We start from the raw sequence: 19,435 nt of genomic DNA, 5'->3' as shown, positions 1-19,435 counted from the left end.
ATTTCATGAAAGATTTGGTCAAAGTTCTCAAATCTCAGGCCCAGTCCGATGAGTTCGATGCGATCCGGATTTCGCTCGCCTCGCCGGACATGATTCGCTCGTGGTCCTATGGCGAGGTCAAGAAGCCCGAGACCATCAACTACCGGACCTTCAAGCCGGAGCGCGACGGGCTGTTCTGCGCCAAGATCTTCGGTCCGGTGAAGGACTACGAGTGCCTCTGCGGCAAGTACAAGCGCATGAAGCATCGCGGCATCATCTGCGAGAAGTGCGGCGTCGAGGTCACCAAGGCGGCGGTACGTCGCGAGCGCATGGGCCACATCGAGCTGGCCAGTCCGGTGGCGCACATCTGGTTTCTGAAGTCGCTGCCGTCGCGCATCGGCATGCTGCTGGACATGACCCTGCGCGATATCGAGCGGGTGCTCTACTTCGAGTCGTTCGTGGTGATCGATCCGGGCATGACCACCCTCGAGCGCGGTCAGCTGCTCAACGACGAGCAGTACTTCGAGGCGCTGGAGGAGTTCGGTGACGACTTCGATGCCCGCATGGGGGCCGAGGCCGTGCAGGCACTGCTGGCCGACATCGATCTGGGCGAGGAGATCGAGCGGCTGCGCGAGGAGATCCCGCAGACCAACTCCGACACCAAGGTCAAGAAGCTCTCCAAGCGGCTCAAGCTGCTGGAAGCCTTCAACCGCTCGGGCAACCATCCGGGCTGGATGATCATGGAAGTGCTGCCGGTGCTGCCGCCGGACCTGCGTCCGCTGGTACCGCTGGATGGCGGGCGTTTCGCGACCTCCGATCTCAACGATCTCTATCGTCGCGTGATCAACCGCAACAACCGTCTCAAGCGGCTGCTCGACCTGTCGGCACCGGACATCATCGTGCGCAACGAGAAGCGCATGCTGCAGGAGTCGGTGGATGCGCTGCTCGACAACGGTCGTCGCGGCCGGGCCATTACCGGTTCCAACAAGCGTCCGCTGAAGTCGCTGGCCGACATGATCAAGGGCAAGCAGGGGCGTTTCCGCCAGAACCTGCTGGGCAAGCGCGTCGACTACTCCGGTCGTTCGGTGATCACCGTGGGGCCGACCCTGCGCCTGCATCAGTGCGGTCTGCCCAAGAAGATGGCGCTGGAGCTGTTCAAGCCGTTCATCTACTCGAAGCTGCAGGCCAACGGCCAGGCCTCCACCATCAAGGCCGCCAAGAAGATGGTCGAGCGCGAGGTGCCCGAGGTCTGGGATATCCTCGCCGAGGTGATCCGCGAGCATCCGGTGCTGCTCAACCGGGCACCGACCCTGCACCGGCTGGGCATTCAGGCGTTCGAGCCGCTGCTGATCGAGGGCAAGGCGATCCAGCTCCATCCGCTGGTCTGCGCCGCCTACAATGCCGACTTCGACGGCGACCAGATGGCCGTTCACGTCCCGCTGACGCTGGAATCGCAGCTCGAGTCGCGGGCGATGATGATGTCGACCAACAACGTGCTGTCGCCGGCCAACGGCGAGCCCATCATCGTGCCGTCGCAGGACGTGGTGCTGGGGCTCTATTACATGACCCGCGAACGGGTCAATGCGAAGGGCTCGGGCATGACCTTTGCCGATCTTGAAGAGGTCGAGCGTGCCTACGGTACCCAGAGCGTCGATCTGCACGCCCGGATTCGGGTGCGCCTGACCGAGTGGCTGCATGATGAGGTGCAGGACACCCTGACCGAGCAGACCGCGCTCAAGGAAACCACGGTCGGGCGTGCGCTGCTCTATCGCATCGTACCGCGCGGCATGGCCTTCGAGCTGGTCGATCGGCCGATGAAGAAGAAGGCGATCTCGCAGCTGATCAACTCGGCCTACCGTCATGTCGGGCTCAAGGAGACGGTGATCTTCGCCGACCAGCTGATGTATACCGGCTTCCGGCTGGCGACCTGGTCGGGCGCCTCGATCGGGGTCAACGACTTCGTCATCCCGGACTCGAAGGCATCGATCATCGATGCGGCCGAGGAAGAGGTGAAGGAGATCGAGGATCAGTTCTCCTCGGGTCTGGTCACGGCCGGCGAGAAGTACAACAAGGTCATCGATATCTGGGCCAAGGCCAATGACCGGGTGGCCCGCGAGATGATGACCGGTATCTCGCAGGAAACCGTGACCGACCAGGAAGGCAACGAGGTCGAGCAGGAGTCGTTCAACAGCGTCTTCATCATGGCGGATTCCGGTGCTCGTGGCAGCGCCGCGCAGATTCGTCAGCTCGCCGGCATGCGTGGCCTGATGGCCAAGCCGGATGGCTCGATCATCGAGACGCCGATCACGGCCAACTTCCGTGAAGGTCTCAACGTCCTGCAGTACTTCATCTCCACGCACGGCGCGCGCAAGGGTCTGGCGGATACGGCACTGAAGACGGCCAACTCCGGTTACCTGACCCGCCGGCTGGTGGATGTTGCCCAGGATCTGGTGGTAACCGAGCCCGACTGCGATACCGAGGAAGGCCTGACACTGCATCCGGTGATCGAGGGGGGCGATATCATCGTCTCGCTGGCCGAGCGGGTGCTGGGTCGCGTGGTGGCTCGTGACGTGGTCGATCCCGAGAGTCAGGAAGTGCTGATTCCGCGCAACACCCTGCTCGACGAAGCCTGGTGTGCCCGGCTCGACACCATGGGTGTCGACGAGATCGTGGTGCGCAGTACCATTACCTGCGAGACCGCCCACGGCGTCTGCTCGTGCTGCTATGGGCGCGATCTGGCGCGCGGTCACCAGGTCAATGTCGGCGAGTCCGTGGGCGTCATTGCCGCCCAGTCGATCGGTGAACCGGGTACCCAGCTCACCATGCGCACCTTCCATATCGGTGGTGCCGCATCGCGGGCCTCGGCGGTCGACAGCGTGCAGGTCAAGCACGGTGGTCGCGTGCGGCTGCACAACATGAAGCACGTCGAGCGCAACGACGGTCAGCTGGTGGTCGTGTCGCGTTCCAGTGCGCTGGCCGTGGCCGACGAGCACGGCCGGGAACGCGAGTATTACAAGCTGCCCTATGGTGCCGAGCTGTCGGTCAAGGACGGCGATGATGTCGATGCCGGCCAGATCGTGGCACGCTGGGATCCGCACACCCATCCGATCGTGTCCGAGGTCGATGGCCGGGTGCAGTTCACCGACATGGAAGAGGGCGTCACCATCAACCGCAGCGTTGACGAGATGACCGGCCTCTCCTCGATCGAGGTGATCGAGTCCGGCAACCGTCCCAGCTCCGGTCGCGACAAGCGTCCGATGATCATGCTGCAGGACGAGCACGGCGAGCACATCTCGCTGCCGGGATCGAATACGCCGGTACAGTACATGCTGCCGGGCAACGCCATTGTCTCGGTCGATAACGGTGCCGGTGTCGGCGTCGGTGAAACCGTGGCACGCATTCCGGTGGAGGCGTCCGGCAACAAGGACATCACCGGTGGTCTGCCCCGTGTGGCCGATCTGTTCGAGGCGCGCAAGCCCAAGGAACCGGCCATTCTGGCCGAGAAGAGCGGCACGGTGACCTTCGGCAGGGAGACCAAGGGCAAGCGCCGCCTGGCGATCAATCCGGCCGATGGCGAGCCGATCGAGATGCTGATTCCGAAGTGGCGTCAGATCGGGGTGTTCGAGGGCGAAACGGTCGAGCGCGGCGAGGTCATCTCGGAAGGACCGAGCAATCCGCACGACATCCTGCGTCTGCTGGGCGTCTCCGAACTGGCGAAGTACATTGTCGCCGAGATCCAGGACGTCTACCGGCTGCAGGGCGTGGGCATCAACGACAAGCACATCGAGGTGATCGTGCGTCAGATGCTGCGCAAGGTCGAGATCAGCGAGGTCGGCGACAGCTCCTTCATCCCTGGCGAGCAGGCCGAGCTGGTCCGCGTGCTCGAGGAGAACGAGCGACTGGCCGAGCAGGACAAGTTCCCGGCCCGCTTCGAGCGCGTGCTGCTGGGGATCACCAAGGCGTCGCTGGCGACCGAGTCGTTCATCTCGGCGGCCTCCTTCCAAGAGACCACCCGCGTACTGACCGAAGCGGCCGTGACCGGCAAGCGCGACTATCTCCGCGGTCTCAAGGAGAACGTCGTGGTGGGCCGGCTGATTCCGGCCGGTACCGGTCTGGCGCATCATGCCGAGCGTCGGCGCAAGCGGGAGGATACCGAGCGCACGCAGCATCCGTCGGCCTGGGATGTCGAGCAGCAGCTGGGTGAGCATCTCACCGCGCTGGATGCCGACGACGACCAGTAGAGCGCCTTTCACTCCGTTGAATGGCCTGCGCCTCACGGCTGCCGCGGGGCGCAGGCTTGACGGGGAGAACGCCAACGACTTAGAATTCGCAGCCTTTAACAGTAGGGGGTGGTGCGCCTTCACCCGCTGTTGAAGTCAATCATCATTGGAGCGAGCCCGTTTATGGCAACGATCAACCAGCTGGTGCGCAAGCCTCGCAAGCGCCGGCATCCCAAGAGCGACGTTCCCGCGCTCGAGGCATGCCCGCAGCGGCGCGGTGTCTGCACCCGTGTCTATACCACGACCCCGAAGAAGCCGAACTCGGCACTGCGTAAGGTCTGTCGTGTCCGCCTGACCAATGGTTACGAGGTTTCCTCGTATATCGGCGGCGAGGGCCACAACCTGCAGGAGCACTCCGTGGTGCTGATCCGCGGCGGCCGCGTCAAGGACCTGCCGGGTGTGCGCTATCACACCGTCCGCGGTGCGCTGGATACGTCCGGGGTGCAGAACCGTCGTCAGGCGCGTTCGAAGTACGGTACCAAGAAGCCGAAGTCCTGAAGACTTCGCCATCATCAATTCACGGTCTGATAAGAGTAAGGTCGGGGCACGCTCTCGCGGGCGTTCGAATCCCGGGTTTACCTGAAGGACCCTTCCCCGTGAGGGCTTATCATGCCTAGAAGGCGTATTGCGGCGAAACGCGAAATCCTGCCGGATCCCAAGTTCGGCAGCGAGCGTCTGGCCAAGTTCATGAACCATCTGATGGTCAGCGGCAAGAAATCCGTGGCCGAGCGTATCGTCTACAACGCGCTCGATCGCGTTTCGGATCGCTCCAATGAAGAGCCGCTGGACATCTTTGACAAGGCGCTGGAAGCCATCCAGCCGATGGTCGAAGTCAAATCACGTCGTGTTGGCGGGGCTACCTACCAGGTACCTGTCGAGGTGCGTCCCTCTCGCCGTCAGGCGCTGGCGATGCGCTGGATGGTCGATGCCGCCCGCAACCGTGGCGAGAAGACCATGGTGCAGCGTCTGGCCGGGGAAATCCTGGATGCAGCGGATGGCAAGGGTGCTGCCGTGAAGAAGCGTGAAGACGTCCATCGCATGGCAGAAGCCAACAAGGCCTTCTCTCACTACCGCTTCTAAGCGAAACGCCGAAGGGCGTTTTCAACCAACAGGATACGTATCGTGGCACGCAAGACTCCTCTCAAGCGCTACCGCAATATCGGTATCTGCGCCCACGTCGACGCCGGCAAGACGACGACGACCGAACGCGTGCTCTTTTACACCGGTCTTTCGCACAAGATCGGTGAGGTGCACGAAGGTGCTGCCGTCATGGACTGGATGTCGCAGGAGCAGGAGCGGGGGATCACCATTACCTCCGCGGCAACCACCTGCTTCTGGCGCGGCATGAACCAGCAGTTCGACGAGCACCGCATCAATATCATCGACACCCCCGGGCACGTCGACTTCACCATCGAGGTGGAACGTTCGCTGCGCGTGCTTGACGGGGCGATCGTGGTGCTCTGCGCCAGCTCCGGTGTGCAGCCGCAGACCGAGACCGTCTGGCGTCAGGCCAACCGCTATGAAGTGCCGCGCATGGTGTTCGTCAACAAGATGGACCGTGCCGGCGCCGACTACTTCATGGTGATCGAGCAGATGCGCAAGCGTCTGTCGGCCAATCCCGTGCCGATCCAGATCAACTGGGGCGCCGAGGACGGCTTCAAGGGCGTCATCGATCTGCTGCAGATGAAGGGCATTCTCTGGAACGAGACCGACATGGGCATGACCTATGATCTGGTCGACATTCCGGAAGAGCTGCGGGAAACCGCCCAGGAGTGGCGCGAGTTCATGCTCGAGTCCGCGGCCGAAGCCTCCGAAGAACTGATGGAGAAGTACCTCGAGGAAGGGGACCTGTCCATCGAGGAGATCAAGGCCGGCCTGCGTCGTCGTACGCTCGACAACGAGGTCGTGCTGGTGACCTGCGGCAGCGCCTTCAAGAACAAGGGCGTGCAGGCGATGCTCGACGCCGTCATCGAATACCTGCCGTCGCCGACCGAAGTCAAGGCGATCGAGGGTGAGCTCGATGATGCCGAGGGCACCATCGAGGTGCGCGAGGCCGATGACAGTGCGCCGTTCTCGTCGCTGGCCTTCAAGATCGCTACCGATCCCTATGTCGGCACCCTGACCTTCATCCGGGTCTACTCCGGTGTGCTGAACTCCGGTGACCAGGTGTACAACACGGTCAAGGACCAGAAGGAGCGCGTCGGCCGTATCGTGCAGATGCACTCCAACAGTCGCCAGGAGATCAAGCAGGTCTACGCCGGCGACATCGCTGCCTGTGTCGGCCTCAAGGAGGTCTCCACCGGCGATACCCTGTGCGATCCCAACGCCAAGATCGTGCTCGAGCGCATGGAGTTCCCGGAGCCGGTGATTTCCGTTTCCGTCGAGCCCAAGTCGCGCGCCGATCAGGAGAAGATGGGCACCGCACTGGGCAAGCTGGCCCAGGAGGATCCCTCATTCCGGGTCAAGACCGACGAGGAGACCGGGCAGACCATCATCTCCGGCATGGGCGAGCTGCACCTGGATATCATCGTCGACCGCCTGCGTCGCGAGTTCAAGGTGGAAGCCAACATTGGCAAGCCGCAGGTGGCCTATCGTGAAACCATCCGGCACTCGGTCGAGCAGGAAGGCAAGTTCGTCCGGCAGTCGGGCGGTCGCGGCCAGTTCGGTCACGTCTACCTGCGCATCGAGCCGATGACGGAAGAGGATCGCGGTGACGATCCCGAGAAGACCTTCACCTTTTCTTCCGAAATCGTGGGCGGCGTGGTACCCAAGGAGTATGTGCCGGCCGTCGAAAAGGGTGCGTACGAACAGCTGCAGAACGGTGTCATCGCCGGTTATCCGATGATTGACGTCAAGGTCACGCTGTTCGACGGTTCCTATCACGACGTCGACTCCAACGAGAATGCCTTCAAGGTTGCCTCGTCGATGGCAATCAAGGAAGGCGCACGCAAGGCCGGAGCCGTGCTGCTCGAGCCGATGATGAGTGTGGAAGTGGTGACGCCCGAGGAGTTCATGGGCGACGTCATGGGCGACCTCAACCGTCGGCGTGGTCTTGTGCAGGGCATGGATGATACTTCCGCAGGCAAGGTCATCCGCGCCATCGTGCCGCTGGGTGAGATGTTCGGTTACGCGACCGATCTGCGTTCTCAGACCCAGGGCCGCGCAAGCTACTCCATGGAGTTTGCGAAGTACGATGAGGCACCGTCCAGCATCGTCGAAGCCGTCATCAACCAAAACTGATCACCGATAGTCAAGTGAAGAGGTTATAGCAGTGGCCAAGGAAAAATTTGAACGCTCCAAGACGCACGTCAACGTCGGCACCATCGGTCACGTCGACCACGGCAAGACGACCCTGACGGCAGCCCTGACCCGCGTTTCCGCCGAGGTGTTCGGCGGTGAATGGCGCCAGTTCGACACCATCGACAATGCACCGGAAGAGCGTGAGCGTGGTATCACCATCGCTACCGCTCACGTCGAGTATCAGTCCGAGGTTCGTCACTACGCGCACGTCGACTGCCCCGGTCACGCTGACTATGTCAAGAACATGATCACCGGTGCCGCGCAGATGGACGGTGCCATCCTGGTCTGTTCGGCTGCTGACGGCCCGATGCCGCAGACTCGCGAGCACATCCTGCTGTCGCGTCAGGTCGGTGTGCCGTTCATCGTCGTGTTCCTGAACAAGGCCGACATGGTCGACGACGAAGAGCTGCTCGAGCTGGTCGAAATGGAAGTGCGCGAGCTGCTCAACGAGTACGACTTCCCGGGTGACGACACGCCGATCATTGTCGGTTCCGCGCTGATGGCGCTGGAAGGCAAGGACGACAACGGCATGGGTACCACCGCCGTGGCCAACCTGGTTCGTGCCATGGATGAGTACATCCCCGAGCCGGAGCGTGCCATCGATCAGCCGTTCCTGATGCCGATCGAGGACGTCTTCTCGATCTCCGGTCGCGGTACCGTGGTAACCGGCCGTGTCGAGCGCGGCATCATCAAGTCCGGTTCGGAAGTCGAGATCGTCGGTCTGCATGACACCGTCAAGACGACCGTTACCGGCGTCGAAATGTTCCGCAAGATGCTCGACGAAGGTCGTGCCGGCGAGAACATCGGTGCCCTGCTGCGCGGTACCAAGCGCGACGAGGTCGAGCGTGGTCAGGTGCTGGCCAAACCGGGTTCCATCACGCCGCATACCGTGTTCGAGTCCGAGGTCTACATCCTGTCCAAGGATGAGGGCGGCCGTCATACGCCGTTCTTCAAGGGCTATCGTCCGCAGTTCTACTTCCGGACCACCGACGTGACCGGTACCTGCGAGCTGCCCGAAGGCGTGGAAATGGTCATGCCCGGTGACAACGTCAAGCTGACCGTGACCCTGATCGCTCCGATCGCCATGGAAGACGGCCTGCGCTTTGCCATCCGGGAAGGCGGTCGTACCGTCGGCGCCGGCGTGGTCGCCAGGATCATCCAGTAAGCGTCGAGCCATTCGATATCTCAGGGGGTCTCCACATGGAGGCCCCCTGTCTTGTGCCAGTTTGACACCTCGTTGGGGACTGCTTATAATGCGCCTCCTTTTCAGGCGTGCGTAGGCGGTCACTGCGCCCATCGGCGCCGAGGTAGTCCGAATCCGTTGGAGCTATGGGCAATGCAGAACCAGAAGATCCGCATCCGGTTGAAGGCATTCGACCATCGCCTGATCGACCAGTCCGCACAGGAAATCGTGGATACCGCGAAGCGGACCGGCGCGCAGGTGCGTGGTCCGATTCCGCTGCCGACCAATCGGGAGCGTTATACCATCCTGATTTCGCCGCACGTCAACAAGGACGCGCGTGATCAGTATGAGATCCGCACTCACAAGCGTGTGCTGGATATCGTTGAGCCGACCGAGAAGACGGTCGATGCATTGATGAAGCTCGATCTGGCCGCCGGCGTCGACGTTCAGATCAAGGTCGATTGAAACCACACTAGTCACTTCGCGGCAGGTCGAGAGGGCCGGTCGCCACGCCGGGATGGCGTCACACAATGTGCTAGTGGAATGCTCTGGAAAGGGCAGCCATAGCGGGTGATAGCCCCGTACACTAAAGGAGACTTAACATGTCCATCGGTTTGGTCGGCAGGAAGAGCGGCATGACCCGTATCTTCACCGAAGCCGGGGCCTCAGTGCCCGTAACCGTTATCGAGGTTGAGCCCAACCGCGTTACCGCTGTCAGAACGCTGGAGCGTGACGGCTATCGCGCGGTTCAGGTGACAACCGGTTCCCGCAAGTCCAAGCATCTCACCCGCGCCGTCGCCGGCCAGTTCGCTCAGGCAGGTGTCGAGGCCGGTCGGTCGATGACGGAATTCCGTCTCGCCGACGCCGACGAGGATCCCTCGGTCGGCAGCGAATTCAACGTATCCCTCTTCGAAGCCGGTCAGCGCATCGACGTCATCGGCAAGTCCAAGGGCAAGGGTTACCAGGGCGCTGTCAAGCGCTGGAACTTCCGCACCCAGGACAATACCCACGGTAACTCCCTGTCGCATCGTGCTCCCGGCTCGATCGGTCAGTGCCAGACGCCCGGACGCGTGTTCAAGGGCAAGAAGATGGCCGGCCAGCTCGGTAACGAGCGCGTCACCGTTCAGGGACTGGAAATCGTGCGTGTTGATGCCGAACGCAATCTGCTGCTGGTCAAGGGCTCGGTGCCCGGTCATACCGGCAGTGAACTGATCGTTCGCAGTGCCGTGAAAGCTCGCTGAGGGGTAAAAGGATGAATTTCAATCTTGCAGGCGCAGATGCCGGTGCCGTCGAGCTGTCCGATGCGACATTCGGCCGGGAGTTCAACGAGCCCCTCGTGCACCAGGTGGTCACTGCCTACATGGCCGGTGCCCGGCAGGGTACCCGGGCGCAGAAGAACCGCAGTGAAGTCAGCGGTGGCGGCAAGAAGCCGTGGCGGCAGAAGGGTACCGGCCGTGCGCGTGCCGGCTCGATCCGTTCGCCGATCTGGCGGACCGGCGGTGTGACCTTCGCAGCGCGTCCCCAGGACCATTCGCAGAAGGTCAACCGCAAGATGTATCGCGCGGCGATGCGTTCCATTCTCTCCGAGCTCGTGCGTCAGGACCGCCTGGTGGCCATGGACAGCTTTGCTGTCGACACGCCGAAGACCCGGCAGCTGGTCGGCAAGCTGACCGAGCTGGGTCTGGACCGGGTGCTGATCGTGACTGACGAGGTCGACGACAACCTCTACCTGGCGGCGCGCAACATTCCCAACGTGGCCGTGGTCGAGGCCTCCAGTGCCGATCCGGTCAGTCTGATCGCCTTTGACAGGGTGCTGATGACCGTGCCTGCACTGCGCAAGTTCGAGGAGAAGCTGGGATGAACCAGGAACGCGTATTCAAGGTGCTGCTCGGGCCCCACATGACCGAGAAGGCCGCCATGGCTGCCGAGAACAATCAGTACGTGTTCAAGGTGGCGCGTGATGCGAGCAAACCGGAAATCAAAAAGGCGGTCGAGGCACTGTTCGACAAGAAGGTCGAACGGGTCCAGGTGCTCAACATGAAGGGCAAGACCAAGCGCAGCGTGCGCGGCGAAGGCCTGCGCAGCGGCTACCGCAAGGCCTATGTGACCCTGGCGCCGGGCGAGACCCTCGAAGACTTCACCGGCACCGAGTGAGGCAGGAGAACGGATCATGGCAGTAGTCAAAACCAAACCCACGTCCGCCGGTCGTCGCCACAAGGTCAAGATCGTCAATGCGGAACTCTACAAGGGTCGTCCGCACGCACCGCTGGTCGAAGTCCAGTCGCGCAGCGGCGGTCGCAACAACCACGGGCGCATTACCACTCGCCACATCGGCGGCGGCAATCGCCAGCACTACCGGCTGGTGGATTTCAAGCGCAACAAGGACGGTGTTCCGGCCATTGTCGAGCGCGTGGAATACGATCCCAATCGCAGTGCACACATCGCCCTGCTCAAGTATGTGGACGGTGAGCGCCGTTACATCCTGGCACCGCGCGGTGTGAAGACGGGCGATCGGCTGGAGTCGGGCGTCAATGCGCCGATCCGGCGCGGCAATGCCCTGCCGCTGCGCAATATTCCGCTGGGTTCGACCATCCACTGCGTCGAGCTCAAGCCCGGCAAGGGCGGTCAGCTGGTGCGCAGTGCCGGTGCCAGTGCCCAGCTGGTGGCCCGTGAAGGCAATTACGCCACCGTGCGCCTGCGCAGCGGCGAGATGCGGCGGATCCTCGCCGAATGTCGTGCCACCCTGGGCGAAGTCGGCAACTCCGAGCACAGTCTGGCGCAGCTCGGCAAGGCCGGTGCCAAGCGCTGGAAGGGCGTACGTCCGACCGTGCGCGGTGTGGCCATGAACCCGGTCGACCACCCGCATGGCGGTGGTGAAGGTCGTACCAGTGGCGGCCGTCACCCGGTCAGTCCGTGGGGCATTCCGACCAAGGGCCACAAGACGCGCAAGAACAAGCGTACCGACAAGCTGATCGTGCGTCGTCGCAACAAGTCCAGGTAATCGGTGCCACCAGGCAAACACCAGTTTTAAGGGGTAACGGCTGTGCCACGTTCACTCAAGAAAGGTCCCTTCATTGACCTTCATCTGCTGAAAAAGGTCGAGACGGCTGCGGAGAAGAACGACCGCAGGCCGATCAAGACCTGGTCGCGGCGTTCGATGATCCTGCCCAACATGGTCGGGCTCACCATCGCCGTGCACAACGGTCGTCAGCATGTGCCGGTTCACGTCTCCGAGGAGATGGTCGGTCACAAGCTCGGCGAATTCGCTGCCACCCGTACCTACCGCGGTCACGCGGCTGACAAGAAAGCCCGGCGGTAAGGGAGAGGACTGCAATGGAAGAAGTAGCTGCAAAATTGCGCGGCGCTCGGCTGTCCGCCCAGAAGGCCCGTCTCGTGGCCGATCAGGTGCGGGGCAAGTCGGTAGCCGAGGCGCTTGATGTGCTGAACTTCAGCCCGAAGAAGGCGGCCCATGTGGTACGCCAGGTGCTGAAGTCGGCAATCGCCAACGCGGAAGAAAACAACGGCATGGACATCGACGAGCTCCGCGTCTCGACCATCTGTGTCGATGAGGGCACGACGCTCAAGCGTATCCAGCCGCGCGCCAAGGGCCGCGCTGATCGCATCATGAAGCGCACCTGCCATATCACCGTCAAGGTAGCCGAGAAGTAGGAGTCGACCAGATGGGTCAGAAAGTCAATCCAGTCGGGATTCGTCTCGGTATCGTCAAGGATCACACTTCGGTGTGGTATGCCGAGGGCGATGCCTATGCCGACAAGCTGAACAACGATCTGGAAGTCCGGCGTTTCCTGTCGGAGCGTCTGAAGAACGCCTCCGTCAGCCGTATCCAGATCGAGCGTCCTGCCAACAATGCGCGCATCACCATCCACACGGCTCGTCCGGGGATCGTGATCGGCAAGAAGGGCGAGGACGTGGATCGCCTGCGTCGTGATCTGACGCAGATGATGGGCGTGCCGGTGCACGTCAACATCGAAGAGGTGCGCAAGCCCGAACTTGACGCCTCGCTGGTGGCGCAGAATGTCGCCGGCCAGCTCGAGCGCCGCGTGATGTTCCGCCGTGCCATGAAGCGTGCGGTGCAGAATGCCATGCGCCTCGGTGCCAAGGGCATCCGGATCCAGCTTTCCGGGCGTCTCGGCGGTGCCGAAATCGCTCGTACCGAATGGTATCGCGAAGGTCGGGTTCCCCTGCATACCCTGCGTGCCGATATCGACTTTTCGGTTCATGAGGCGCACACCACCTACGGTGTCATCGGCGTCAAGGTATGGATCTTCAAGGGTGAAATCCTCGGTGGTATCGAGGAAGTCCGGGCTCGGCAGAAGCAGTCTCAGCAGCAGCAGCCGGCACCCAAGAAGAAAGGCTCCAGGTAAGGGGATAGGCGATGTTACAGCCCAAGCGTACCAAATTCCGCAAGCAGCAGAAGGGCCGCAATCGTGGCCTGGCGCATCGCGGCAGCAGTGTCAGCTTCGGCGAGTTCGGCCTCAAGGCAACCGGGCGGGGCCAGATTACCGCTCGTCAGATCGAGGCCGGTCGTCGTGCCATCACTCGCCATGTGAAGCGTGGCGGCAAGATCTGGATCCGGGTATTTCCCGACAAGCCGATCTCCGAAAAGCCGCTTGAAGTCCGTATGGGCAAGGGCAAGGGCTCCGTCGAGTACTGGGTCGCCCAGATCCAGCCGGGCAAGGTCCTCTATGAAATCGAGGGCGTTTCCGAAGAGCTGGCTCGTGAGGCCTTCCGCCTGGCGGCGCAAAAGATGCCCATTGCCACCACCTTTGTAAAACGGACGGTGTTGTGATGAAAGCACAGGAACTTCGTGACAAGTCGACCGAAGCGCTCAACGAGCAGCTTTTCGAACTGCTGCGCGAGCAATTCAATCTGCGCATGCAGAAGGCGACCGGCCAGTTGAGCCAGACCCATCTGCTCAGGCAGGTGCGTCGTGATATCGCACGCGTCAAGACTGTGCTCAACCAGCAATCAGGTAACTGAACATGGCCGAAGCAAAGAATACCCGTAGACTCACCGGCAGGGTGGTGAGCGACCGGATGGAAAAATCCATCGTTGTGCTGATCGAGCGCCGGGAACCGCACCCGCTTTATGGCAAGATCATGAAGCGCTCCACCCGACTGCATGCTCACGATGAAACCAATCAGGCCCACGTCGGTGACATGGTCTCGATCGAAGAGTGCCGGCCGATTTCGAAACACAAGGCCTGGAAGCTGGTTGAAGTGGTCGAGCAGGCGAAGGGCTGAAGGCCCGCAGACGCCCGACTCGTGCATCAGTTCAGGTTCGGAGATAACCGATGATTCAGACACAGACAATGCTGGACGTCGCTGACAACAGCGGCGCACGCCGTGTCCAGTGCATCAAGGTGCTGGGCGGCTCTCACCGCCGCTACGCGCGTGTAGGCGACGTCATCAAGGTAACGGTCAAGGAAGCGATACCGCGCGGCCGCGTCAAGAAGGGCCAGGTGCTCAAGGCCGTTGTGGTGCGTACCCGCAGCGGTGTCCGCCGCCCGGATGGTTCGTTGATCCGCTTCGATGGCAACGCGGCGGTTCTGTTGAACAACGCCAATGAACAGCCGATTGGCACGCGTATCTTCGGGCCGGTGACGCGTGAACTTCGTAACGAGAAGTTCATGAAGATCATCTCCCTGGCGCCCGAAGTGCTGTAAGGAGCGAGGCAGAACCATGCGCAAGATCAAACGTGACGATGAAGTCATCGTCATCGCCGGCAAGGACAAGGGCAAGCGTGGCACCATCAAGCGGGTGCTGCAGGACGGCCGTTTCGTCGTCTCGGGTGTGAACATGATCAAGCGTCACACCCGCCCCAACCCGATGGCGGGAAATCAGGGTGGTATCGTCGAGCGCGAGGCGCCGATTCACGGATCCAACGTCGCCATCTTCAACTCGGAGACCGGGCGGGCGGATCGTGTCGGCTTCGAGGTGAAGGAGGACGGTACCAAGGTCCGTATCTACAGGTCGACGCAGAAGCAGATCGACGCCTAACGCGAGTCGAGTAGCAACATGGCGAACTTGAAACAGCAATACAGTGACGAGGCAAAGGCCACGCTCAACGAGCAGTTCGGCTATGCCAACGTAATGCAGGTGCCGCGCATCACGAAAGTGACGCTGAACATGGGCATCGGCGAGGCGACCAGTGACAAGAGGCTGATCGATAACGCGGCGTCCGATCTGGAGAAACTCTCCGGGCAGAAGCCGATCGTGACCACGGCACGCAAGTCAGTTGCCGGCTTCAAGGTTCGCGAAGGCTGGCCGATCGGACTCAAGGTGACCCTGCGTCGTGATCGCATGTGGGATTTTCTTGACCGTCTGGTCAATGTTGCCATCCCGCGTATCCGCGACTTCCGTGGCCTCAATCCGCGCGCCTTCGACGGCCGCGGCAACTACTCCATGGGTGTACGCGAGCAGATCATCTTCCCGGAAATCGAGTACGACAAGGTCGATCGCATTCGCGGGCTGGACATCACGATCACCACGACCGCCGGCACCGATGAAGAAGGCCGTGCGCTGCTCGGCGCGCTGAGCTTCCCCTTCCGGAAATAAAGGTGTAATCATGGCAAAGAAAAGCATGGTCCAGCGTGAACTCAAGCGCGACGAGCTGATCAAGAAGTACTCGGCCCGTCGTGCTGAGCTCAAGGCGATCATTCACGATGTAAACACATCGGAAGAGGATCGCTTCGAGGCGCAGATGCAGCTGCAGAAGCTGCCGCGCGATTCCAGCCCGGTCCGTCGGCGCAATCGCTGCCGGATCACCGGCCGTCCCCACGGCTACTACAACAAGTTCGGTCTTGCACGTAACAAGCTGCGTGAAGCAGCGATGCGCGGCGATGTACCGGGCTTGACCAAGTCCAGCTGGTAATCGCGTCAGGAGCGCCATCAATGAGCATGCAAGATACTCTGGCGGATATGCTTACCCGTATCCGCAATGCGCAGCAGGCAACCAAGGCGTCGGTGACGCTGCCTTCCTCGAAGGTCAAGGTTGACGTTGCGCGGGTACTGAAGGAAGAGGGCTACATCGTTGACTATGCCGTCGAGGGTGACGTCAAGCGCCAGCTGACCATCGAGCTCAAGTATTTCGAAGGCAAGCCGGTCATCGAGCATATCCAGCGCGTCTCGAGGCCGTCCCTGCGCGTTTACAGGGGCAAGACCGAGATTCCGCGGGTGGCCGAAGGGCTTGGCATAGCGATCGTTTCCACCTCCAACGGGGTGATGACCGATCGCGCAGCCCGGCAGGCCGGCGTCGGCGGTGAAGTCATCTGCACCGTATTCTAGGAGTCAGAGATGTCCAGGATCGCAAGATATCCGATCAGGCTGCCCAGCGGCGTGGAAGCCACGTTCGAAGGCGACCGGTTGACCGTCAAGGGCGGCCAGGGGCAGCTGGAGATGAACGTCCACCGTGACGTGAAGGTCGAGCAGCACGACGACATGCTCACCTTTGCGCCCAGCGAAGGTACTCGTGGCTGGGCGATGGCCGGCACCACCCGGTCGCTGGTCAACAACATGGTGCTCGGCGTCACCGAAGGCTTCAGCAAGACACTCGAGATCACCGGCGTCGGCTACCGTGCCCAGGCCAGTGGTCAGACACTCAACCTTACGCTTGGCTTCTCGCACCCGATCGAGTATCAGGTGCCGGAGGATGTCTCGGTGGAGACGCCGCGTAACACCACGATTGTGCTCAGGAGCATCGACAAGCAGCGCCTGGGTCAGGTGGCGGCCGAAATCCGGGCCTTCCGTCCGCCCGAGCCCTACAAGGGCAAGGGTGTCCGGTATGCCGACGAGCGCATCCGGCGTAAAGAAGCCAAGAAGAAATAAGGCAGGGTTATGAACGCGAAGAAAGAAGCTCGTCTCCGTCGTGCCCGCCGCACGCGCGCCAAGATCCGCGAGCTTGGCATCTATCGTCTGAGCGTCAATCGTACGCCGCGTCACATGTACGCTCAGATCTTTTCCGCCGACGGCAGCCAGGTGCTGGCCAGTGCCTCGACGCTCGACAAGACGCTGCGCAGCGACGCCACCGGCAATGCCGATGCCGCTGCCCGGGTCGGCGCACTGCTGGCCGAGCGGGCGAAGGAGGCCGGCATCACCCAGGTGGCCTTCGACCGGTCCGGCTATCGCTATCACGGTCGCGTCAAGGCCCTGGCCGACGCCGCGCGTGAAGGCGGTCTGCAATTCTAAAGGGGTCTACGATGGCGAATAATGAACAGCGCGGCAGCGGCGATCTGCAGGAAAAACTGGTTCAGATCAACCGCGTCGCCAAGGTAGTCAAGGGTGGTCGCATCTTCGGCTTTACCGCACTGACCGTGGTCGGTGATGGCAATGGCCGGGTCGGCTTCGGTCGCGGCAAGGCGCGTGAAGTGCCGATCGCGATCCAGAAGGCGATGGATCAGGCCCACCGCAACATGGTCAAGGTCGAGCTGCGCGGTCATACCCTGCAGTATCCGGTGCATGCCAACCATGGTGCTTCCAAGGTCTACATGCAGCCGGCATCCGAGGGTACCGGTATCATCGCCGGTGGTGCGATGCGTTCGGTACTGGAAATGGCCGGTGTGCATGACGTGCTGGCGAAGTGTTATGGTTCGACCAACCCGATCAATGTGGTGCGTGCCACCGTGAAGGGGCTGGCATCGATGCGTTCGCCCAGTGATGTGGCAGCCAAGCGTGGCCTGCCCATTGAAGCGATTACGGAGTGAATGCCATGTCTGCCACGATCAGGATTACTCAGGTACGCAGCACCATTGGTGTCATCGAAAAGCACAAGGCCACCATGCGTGGGCTGGGGCTGCGTCGCATCAATCATACCGTTGAGCTGGAAGATACCCCGGCCATTCGCGGCATGATCAACAAGGTGAACTACCTTGTGCGCGTCGAGGGAGCTCAATCATGACGATGAAACTCAATACGCTCAGTCCGGCGCCGGGATCGAAGCCCGCAGCCAAGCGGGTCGGTCGCGGCATCGGTTCCGGGCTGGGCAAGACGGCCGGTCGCGGTCACAAGGGTCAGACCTCGCGCAGCGGTGGTTCGGTTAGGCCCGGCTTCGAAGGCGGTCAGATGCCGCTGCAGCGTCGTCTGCCCAAGTTCGGTTTTACCTCGCAGAAGGCGCTGGTTACCGAAGAGGTGCGCCTCTACGAACTGGCCAAGGTCGACGGGGATGTCGCCGATCTGGAAAGCCTCAAGAAGGCCAATGTCCTGCGCAACGGCACTCGCCATGCGCGCGTCATGCTGGCCGGCGAGCTCGATCGGGCCATTACCGTACGCGGTCTGAAAGTCACCAGGGGCGCGCGGGCTGCCATCGAGGCGGCCGGCGGCAGGGTCGAGGACTAAATGGCCAAGTCAGGAAACGTACCGGCAGGCTCCCAGAGCGGACTCAGTGAACTCTGGGCCCGCCTGCGCTTCGTCTTCATCGCGATCGTGGTGTACCGCCTGGGTGCCCACATTCCGGTGCCCGGTATCGATCCTGACCAGCTCGCTGCCCTTTTCAGGGAAAACCAGGGCACCATCCTGAGCCTGTTCAACATGTTCTCGGGTGGCGCCCTGCAGCGCATGAGCATTTTCGCGCTGGGCATCATGCCCTATATCTCCGCGTCGATCATCATGCAGCTCCTGACCGTGGTCTCGCCGCAGCTCGAGCAGCTGAAGAAGGAGGGCGAGGCCGGCCGACGCAAGATCAATCAGTACACGCGCTACGGCACCGTGGTACTGGCTCTGATCCAGTCGATCGGTATGGCAGTGGGGCTGGTCAGCAACGGGGTCGCCTACCAGGCTGATTTCAGCTTCTACTTTACAGCGGTCGTCACGTTCGTGGCCGGCGCCGTGTTCCTGATGTGGCTGGGCGAGCAGATCACCGAAAAGGGGATCGGCAACGGTATTTCGCTGATCATCTTTGCCGGTATCGTTGCCGGACTGCCGAGTGCGCTGGGGCAGTCGTTCGAGCTGGCACGCAACAATGGTGCCTGGAACGTGCTGCCGCTGCTGGCTCTGGCAGCGCTGGCCGTTGCCACCGTGGCTTTCGTGGTGTTCATCGAGCGCGGTCAGCGGCGGATCAAGGTCAACTATCCGCGGCGTCAGGTCGGCAACAAGATGTACGCGGGCCAGAGCAGCTATCTGCCGATGAAGGTCAACATGGCCGGGGTCATTCCGCCGATCTTTGCCTCCAGCATCCTGCTGTTTCCGGCATCGATCGGTCAGTGGTTCGGCCAGGGATCCGGCATGGAGTGGTTGACTACGGTTTCCCAGGCCCTCGGGCCGGGGCAGCCGCTCTATATCCTGCTGTTTTCAGCGGCGGTGGTGTTCTTCTGCTTCTTCTATACGGCGCTGGTCTTCAATCCCAAGGATGTGGCCGACAACCTGAAGAAGTCGGGGGCGTTCCTGCCCGGTATCCGCCCCGGTGAGCAGACCTCGCGTTACATTGACAAGGTGATGACGCGCCTGACCCTGTTCGGCGCACTCTATATCACACTGGTATCGCTGATGCCGCAGTTTCTGATGGTGGCCTGGCAGGTGCCGTTCTACTTCGGTGGTACTTCCCTTCTGATCGTGGTGGTGGTCATCATGGACTTCATGTCCCAGGTCCAGTCGCATCTGATGTCGCATCAGTATGAATCGGTCATGAAGAAGGCCAACCTCAAGGGCTACGGCAGCGGCGGCATGATGCGCTGATGCCG

The 19,435-nt window shown here is 61.8% G+C and carries 27 protein-coding genes; all 27 read left to right on the top strand.

Going from position 1 to position 19,435, the window contains the following annotated elements; genetic code table 11:
• The first annotated feature begins 5 nt into the window (after positions 1-5).
• The 27 genes from rpoC to secY all read left to right on the top strand — a co-directional run bounded on the left by rpoC (position 6) and on the right by secY (position 19,430).
• Positions 6-4,220: a DNA-directed RNA polymerase subunit beta' gene (gene rpoC / locus C7446_RS15275; protein ID WP_121173982.1), complete on the top strand. Its 4,215-nt coding sequence runs from the start codon at positions 6-8 to the stop codon at positions 4,218-4,220.
• A gap of 162 nt (positions 4,221-4,382) precedes the next feature.
• Positions 4,383-4,757 (top strand): 30S ribosomal protein S12, encoded by a 375-nt coding sequence (rpsL, locus tag C7446_RS15270; protein ID WP_070977999.1) that lies wholly within the window; start codon positions 4,383-4,385, stop codon positions 4,755-4,757.
• Positions 4,758-4,868: 111 nt separating this feature from the next.
• Entirely contained in the window at positions 4,869-5,339 is a 471-nt protein-coding gene (gene rpsG, locus C7446_RS15265; RefSeq protein ID WP_121173981.1) for a 30S ribosomal protein S7, read from the top strand.
• Positions 5,340-5,381: 42 nt separating this feature from the next.
• Entirely contained in the window at positions 5,382-7,499 is a 2,118-nt protein-coding gene (gene fusA / locus C7446_RS15260) for an elongation factor G (protein WP_121173980.1), read from the top strand.
• 31 nt (positions 7,500-7,530) lie between these two features.
• Positions 7,531-8,724 carry an elongation factor Tu gene (gene tuf / locus C7446_RS15255; RefSeq protein WP_121173979.1) on the top strand — a complete coding sequence of 398 codons (1,194 nt, stop codon included), beginning with the start codon at positions 7,531-7,533 and terminating at the stop codon, positions 8,722-8,724.
• Between the two features lie 171 nt (positions 8,725-8,895).
• Entirely contained in the window at positions 8,896-9,207 is a 312-nt protein-coding gene (gene rpsJ, locus C7446_RS15250; RefSeq protein ID WP_070977995.1) for a 30S ribosomal protein S10, read from the top strand.
• Positions 9,208-9,344: 137 nt separating this feature from the next.
• Complete coding sequence (rplC, locus tag C7446_RS15245) at positions 9,345-9,983, top strand: 50S ribosomal protein L3 (protein ID WP_121173978.1); 639 nt, start codon at positions 9,345-9,347, stop codon at positions 9,981-9,983.
• Positions 9,984-9,994: 11 nt separating this feature from the next.
• Complete coding sequence (gene rplD, locus C7446_RS15240) at positions 9,995-10,603, top strand: 50S ribosomal protein L4 (RefSeq protein WP_121173977.1); 609 nt, start codon at positions 9,995-9,997, stop codon at positions 10,601-10,603.
• On the top strand, positions 10,600-10,896 hold the full coding sequence (gene rplW / locus C7446_RS15235; RefSeq protein WP_121173976.1) for a 50S ribosomal protein L23: 297 nt from the start codon (positions 10,600-10,602) through the stop codon (positions 10,894-10,896). The genes rplD and rplW overlap by 4 nt, the downstream gene beginning before the upstream one ends.
• 16 nt (positions 10,897-10,912) lie before the next feature.
• Positions 10,913-11,743 (top strand): 50S ribosomal protein L2, encoded by an 831-nt coding sequence (gene rplB / locus C7446_RS15230; protein ID WP_121173975.1) that lies wholly within the window; start codon positions 10,913-10,915, stop codon positions 11,741-11,743.
• A gap of 42 nt (positions 11,744-11,785) precedes the next feature.
• The gene (gene rpsS / locus C7446_RS15225) at positions 11,786-12,061 is read left to right on the top strand and encodes a 30S ribosomal protein S19 (RefSeq protein ID WP_121173974.1); all 276 of its coding nucleotides are present in this window, start codon (positions 11,786-11,788) and stop codon (positions 12,059-12,061) included.
• A gap of 14 nt (positions 12,062-12,075) precedes the next feature.
• The gene (gene rplV, locus C7446_RS15220; RefSeq protein ID WP_121173973.1) at positions 12,076-12,411 is read left to right on the top strand and encodes a 50S ribosomal protein L22; all 336 of its coding nucleotides are present in this window, start codon (positions 12,076-12,078) and stop codon (positions 12,409-12,411) included.
• Between the two features lie 11 nt (positions 12,412-12,422).
• Positions 12,423-13,127: a 30S ribosomal protein S3 gene (gene rpsC, locus C7446_RS15215; protein WP_121173972.1), complete on the top strand. Its 705-nt coding sequence runs from the start codon at positions 12,423-12,425 to the stop codon at positions 13,125-13,127.
• Positions 13,128-13,138: 11 nt separating this feature from the next.
• Positions 13,139-13,552, top strand: a complete 414-nt coding sequence (gene rplP, locus C7446_RS15210) for a 50S ribosomal protein L16 (protein WP_121173971.1) — start codon at positions 13,139-13,141, stop codon at positions 13,550-13,552.
• Positions 13,552-13,743, top strand: a complete 192-nt coding sequence (gene rpmC / locus C7446_RS15205) for a 50S ribosomal protein L29 (RefSeq protein WP_121173970.1) — start codon at positions 13,552-13,554, stop codon at positions 13,741-13,743. Before rplP ends, rpmC begins: the two co-directional genes overlap by 1 nt.
• Before the next feature lie 2 nt (positions 13,744-13,745).
• Positions 13,746-14,006: a 30S ribosomal protein S17 gene (rpsQ, locus tag C7446_RS15200; protein ID WP_121173969.1), complete on the top strand. Its 261-nt coding sequence runs from the start codon at positions 13,746-13,748 to the stop codon at positions 14,004-14,006.
• A gap of 50 nt (positions 14,007-14,056) precedes the next feature.
• Entirely contained in the window at positions 14,057-14,428 is a 372-nt protein-coding gene (rplN, locus tag C7446_RS15195) for a 50S ribosomal protein L14 (protein ID WP_070977984.1), read from the top strand.
• A 16-nt stretch (positions 14,429-14,444) separates the two neighbouring features.
• The gene (gene rplX, locus C7446_RS15190; RefSeq protein WP_121173968.1) at positions 14,445-14,762 is read left to right on the top strand and encodes a 50S ribosomal protein L24; all 318 of its coding nucleotides are present in this window, start codon (positions 14,445-14,447) and stop codon (positions 14,760-14,762) included.
• Positions 14,763-14,780: 18 nt separating this feature from the next.
• Positions 14,781-15,320 carry a 50S ribosomal protein L5 gene (gene rplE / locus C7446_RS15185; RefSeq protein ID WP_121173967.1) on the top strand — a complete coding sequence of 180 codons (540 nt, stop codon included), beginning with the start codon at positions 14,781-14,783 and terminating at the stop codon, positions 15,318-15,320.
• Between the two features lie 10 nt (positions 15,321-15,330).
• Entirely contained in the window at positions 15,331-15,636 is a 306-nt protein-coding gene (gene rpsN, locus C7446_RS15180; protein WP_121173966.1) for a 30S ribosomal protein S14, read from the top strand.
• 20 nt (positions 15,637-15,656) lie between these two features.
• Positions 15,657-16,049: a 30S ribosomal protein S8 gene (gene rpsH, locus C7446_RS15175; protein ID WP_121173965.1), complete on the top strand. Its 393-nt coding sequence runs from the start codon at positions 15,657-15,659 to the stop codon at positions 16,047-16,049.
• A gap of 9 nt (positions 16,050-16,058) precedes the next feature.
• The gene (gene rplF / locus C7446_RS15170; protein ID WP_121173964.1) at positions 16,059-16,589 is read left to right on the top strand and encodes a 50S ribosomal protein L6; all 531 of its coding nucleotides are present in this window, start codon (positions 16,059-16,061) and stop codon (positions 16,587-16,589) included.
• Positions 16,590-16,598: 9 nt separating this feature from the next.
• Complete coding sequence (gene rplR, locus C7446_RS15165) at positions 16,599-16,949, top strand: 50S ribosomal protein L18 (protein ID WP_121173963.1); 351 nt, start codon at positions 16,599-16,601, stop codon at positions 16,947-16,949.
• Positions 16,950-16,960: 11 nt separating this feature from the next.
• On the top strand, positions 16,961-17,464 hold the full coding sequence (gene rpsE / locus C7446_RS15160; protein ID WP_121173962.1) for a 30S ribosomal protein S5: 504 nt from the start codon (positions 16,961-16,963) through the stop codon (positions 17,462-17,464).
• A 5-nt stretch (positions 17,465-17,469) separates the two neighbouring features.
• Positions 17,470-17,658 carry a 50S ribosomal protein L30 gene (gene rpmD / locus C7446_RS15155; protein ID WP_121173961.1) on the top strand — a complete coding sequence of 63 codons (189 nt, stop codon included), beginning with the start codon at positions 17,470-17,472 and terminating at the stop codon, positions 17,656-17,658.
• A gap of 2 nt (positions 17,659-17,660) precedes the next feature.
• Positions 17,661-18,095, top strand: a complete 435-nt coding sequence (rplO, locus tag C7446_RS15150; protein ID WP_121174003.1) for a 50S ribosomal protein L15 — start codon at positions 17,661-17,663, stop codon at positions 18,093-18,095.
• Positions 18,096-19,430, top strand: a complete 1,335-nt coding sequence (gene secY, locus C7446_RS15145; RefSeq protein ID WP_121173960.1) for a preprotein translocase subunit SecY — start codon at positions 18,096-18,098, stop codon at positions 19,428-19,430.
• Positions 19,431-19,435 lie beyond the last annotated feature (5 nt).

The organism is Kushneria sinocarnis (genome assembly GCF_003633775.1).
In the GTDB taxonomy this organism is placed as follows: Bacteria; Pseudomonadota; Gammaproteobacteria; order Pseudomonadales; family Halomonadaceae; genus Kushneria; species Kushneria sinocarnis.
The sequence above is the reverse complement of the archived record's forward strand: the minus strand, read 5'-3'. Positions and strand labels throughout refer to the sequence as shown.

Coding starts and splice junctions, on each gene's coding strand:
- rpmC (WP_121173970.1), top strand. CDS start 13,552: ATGAAAGCACAGGAACTTCGTGACAAGTCGACCGAAGCGCTCAACGAG.
- rpmD (WP_121173961.1), top strand. CDS start 17,470: ATGTCTGCCACGATCAGGATTACTCAGGTACGCAGCACCATTGGTGTC.
- rplF (WP_121173964.1), top strand. CDS start 16,059: ATGTCCAGGATCGCAAGATATCCGATCAGGCTGCCCAGCGGCGTGGAA.
- secY (WP_121173960.1), top strand. CDS start 18,096: ATGGCCAAGTCAGGAAACGTACCGGCAGGCTCCCAGAGCGGACTCAGT.
- rpoC (WP_121173982.1), top strand. CDS start 6: ATGAAAGATTTGGTCAAAGTTCTCAAATCTCAGGCCCAGTCCGATGAG.
- rpsQ (WP_121173969.1), top strand. CDS start 13,746: ATGGCCGAAGCAAAGAATACCCGTAGACTCACCGGCAGGGTGGTGAGC.
- rplN (WP_070977984.1), top strand. CDS start 14,057: ATGATTCAGACACAGACAATGCTGGACGTCGCTGACAACAGCGGCGCA.
- rpsL (WP_070977999.1), top strand. CDS start 4,383: ATGGCAACGATCAACCAGCTGGTGCGCAAGCCTCGCAAGCGCCGGCAT.
- rplE (WP_121173967.1), top strand. CDS start 14,781: ATGGCGAACTTGAAACAGCAATACAGTGACGAGGCAAAGGCCACGCTC.
- rplB (WP_121173975.1), top strand. CDS start 10,913: ATGGCAGTAGTCAAAACCAAACCCACGTCCGCCGGTCGTCGCCACAAG.
- rplV (WP_121173973.1), top strand. CDS start 12,076: ATGGAAGAAGTAGCTGCAAAATTGCGCGGCGCTCGGCTGTCCGCCCAG.
- rplX (WP_121173968.1), top strand. CDS start 14,445: ATGCGCAAGATCAAACGTGACGATGAAGTCATCGTCATCGCCGGCAAG.
- rplR (WP_121173963.1), top strand. CDS start 16,599: ATGAACGCGAAGAAAGAAGCTCGTCTCCGTCGTGCCCGCCGCACGCGC.
- rplC (WP_121173978.1), top strand. CDS start 9,345: ATGTCCATCGGTTTGGTCGGCAGGAAGAGCGGCATGACCCGTATCTTC.
- rplO (WP_121174003.1), top strand. CDS start 17,661: ATGAAACTCAATACGCTCAGTCCGGCGCCGGGATCGAAGCCCGCAGCC.
- rpsH (WP_121173965.1), top strand. CDS start 15,657: ATGAGCATGCAAGATACTCTGGCGGATATGCTTACCCGTATCCGCAAT.
- rpsE (WP_121173962.1), top strand. CDS start 16,961: ATGGCGAATAATGAACAGCGCGGCAGCGGCGATCTGCAGGAAAAACTG.
- rpsG (WP_121173981.1), top strand. CDS start 4,869: ATGCCTAGAAGGCGTATTGCGGCGAAACGCGAAATCCTGCCGGATCCC.
- rpsN (WP_121173966.1), top strand. CDS start 15,331: ATGGCAAAGAAAAGCATGGTCCAGCGTGAACTCAAGCGCGACGAGCTG.
- rplD (WP_121173977.1), top strand. CDS start 9,995: ATGAATTTCAATCTTGCAGGCGCAGATGCCGGTGCCGTCGAGCTGTCC.
- rpsC (WP_121173972.1), top strand. CDS start 12,423: ATGGGTCAGAAAGTCAATCCAGTCGGGATTCGTCTCGGTATCGTCAAG.
- rplP (WP_121173971.1), top strand. CDS start 13,139: ATGTTACAGCCCAAGCGTACCAAATTCCGCAAGCAGCAGAAGGGCCGC.
- rpsJ (WP_070977995.1), top strand. CDS start 8,896: ATGCAGAACCAGAAGATCCGCATCCGGTTGAAGGCATTCGACCATCGC.
- rplW (WP_121173976.1), top strand. CDS start 10,600: ATGAACCAGGAACGCGTATTCAAGGTGCTGCTCGGGCCCCACATGACC.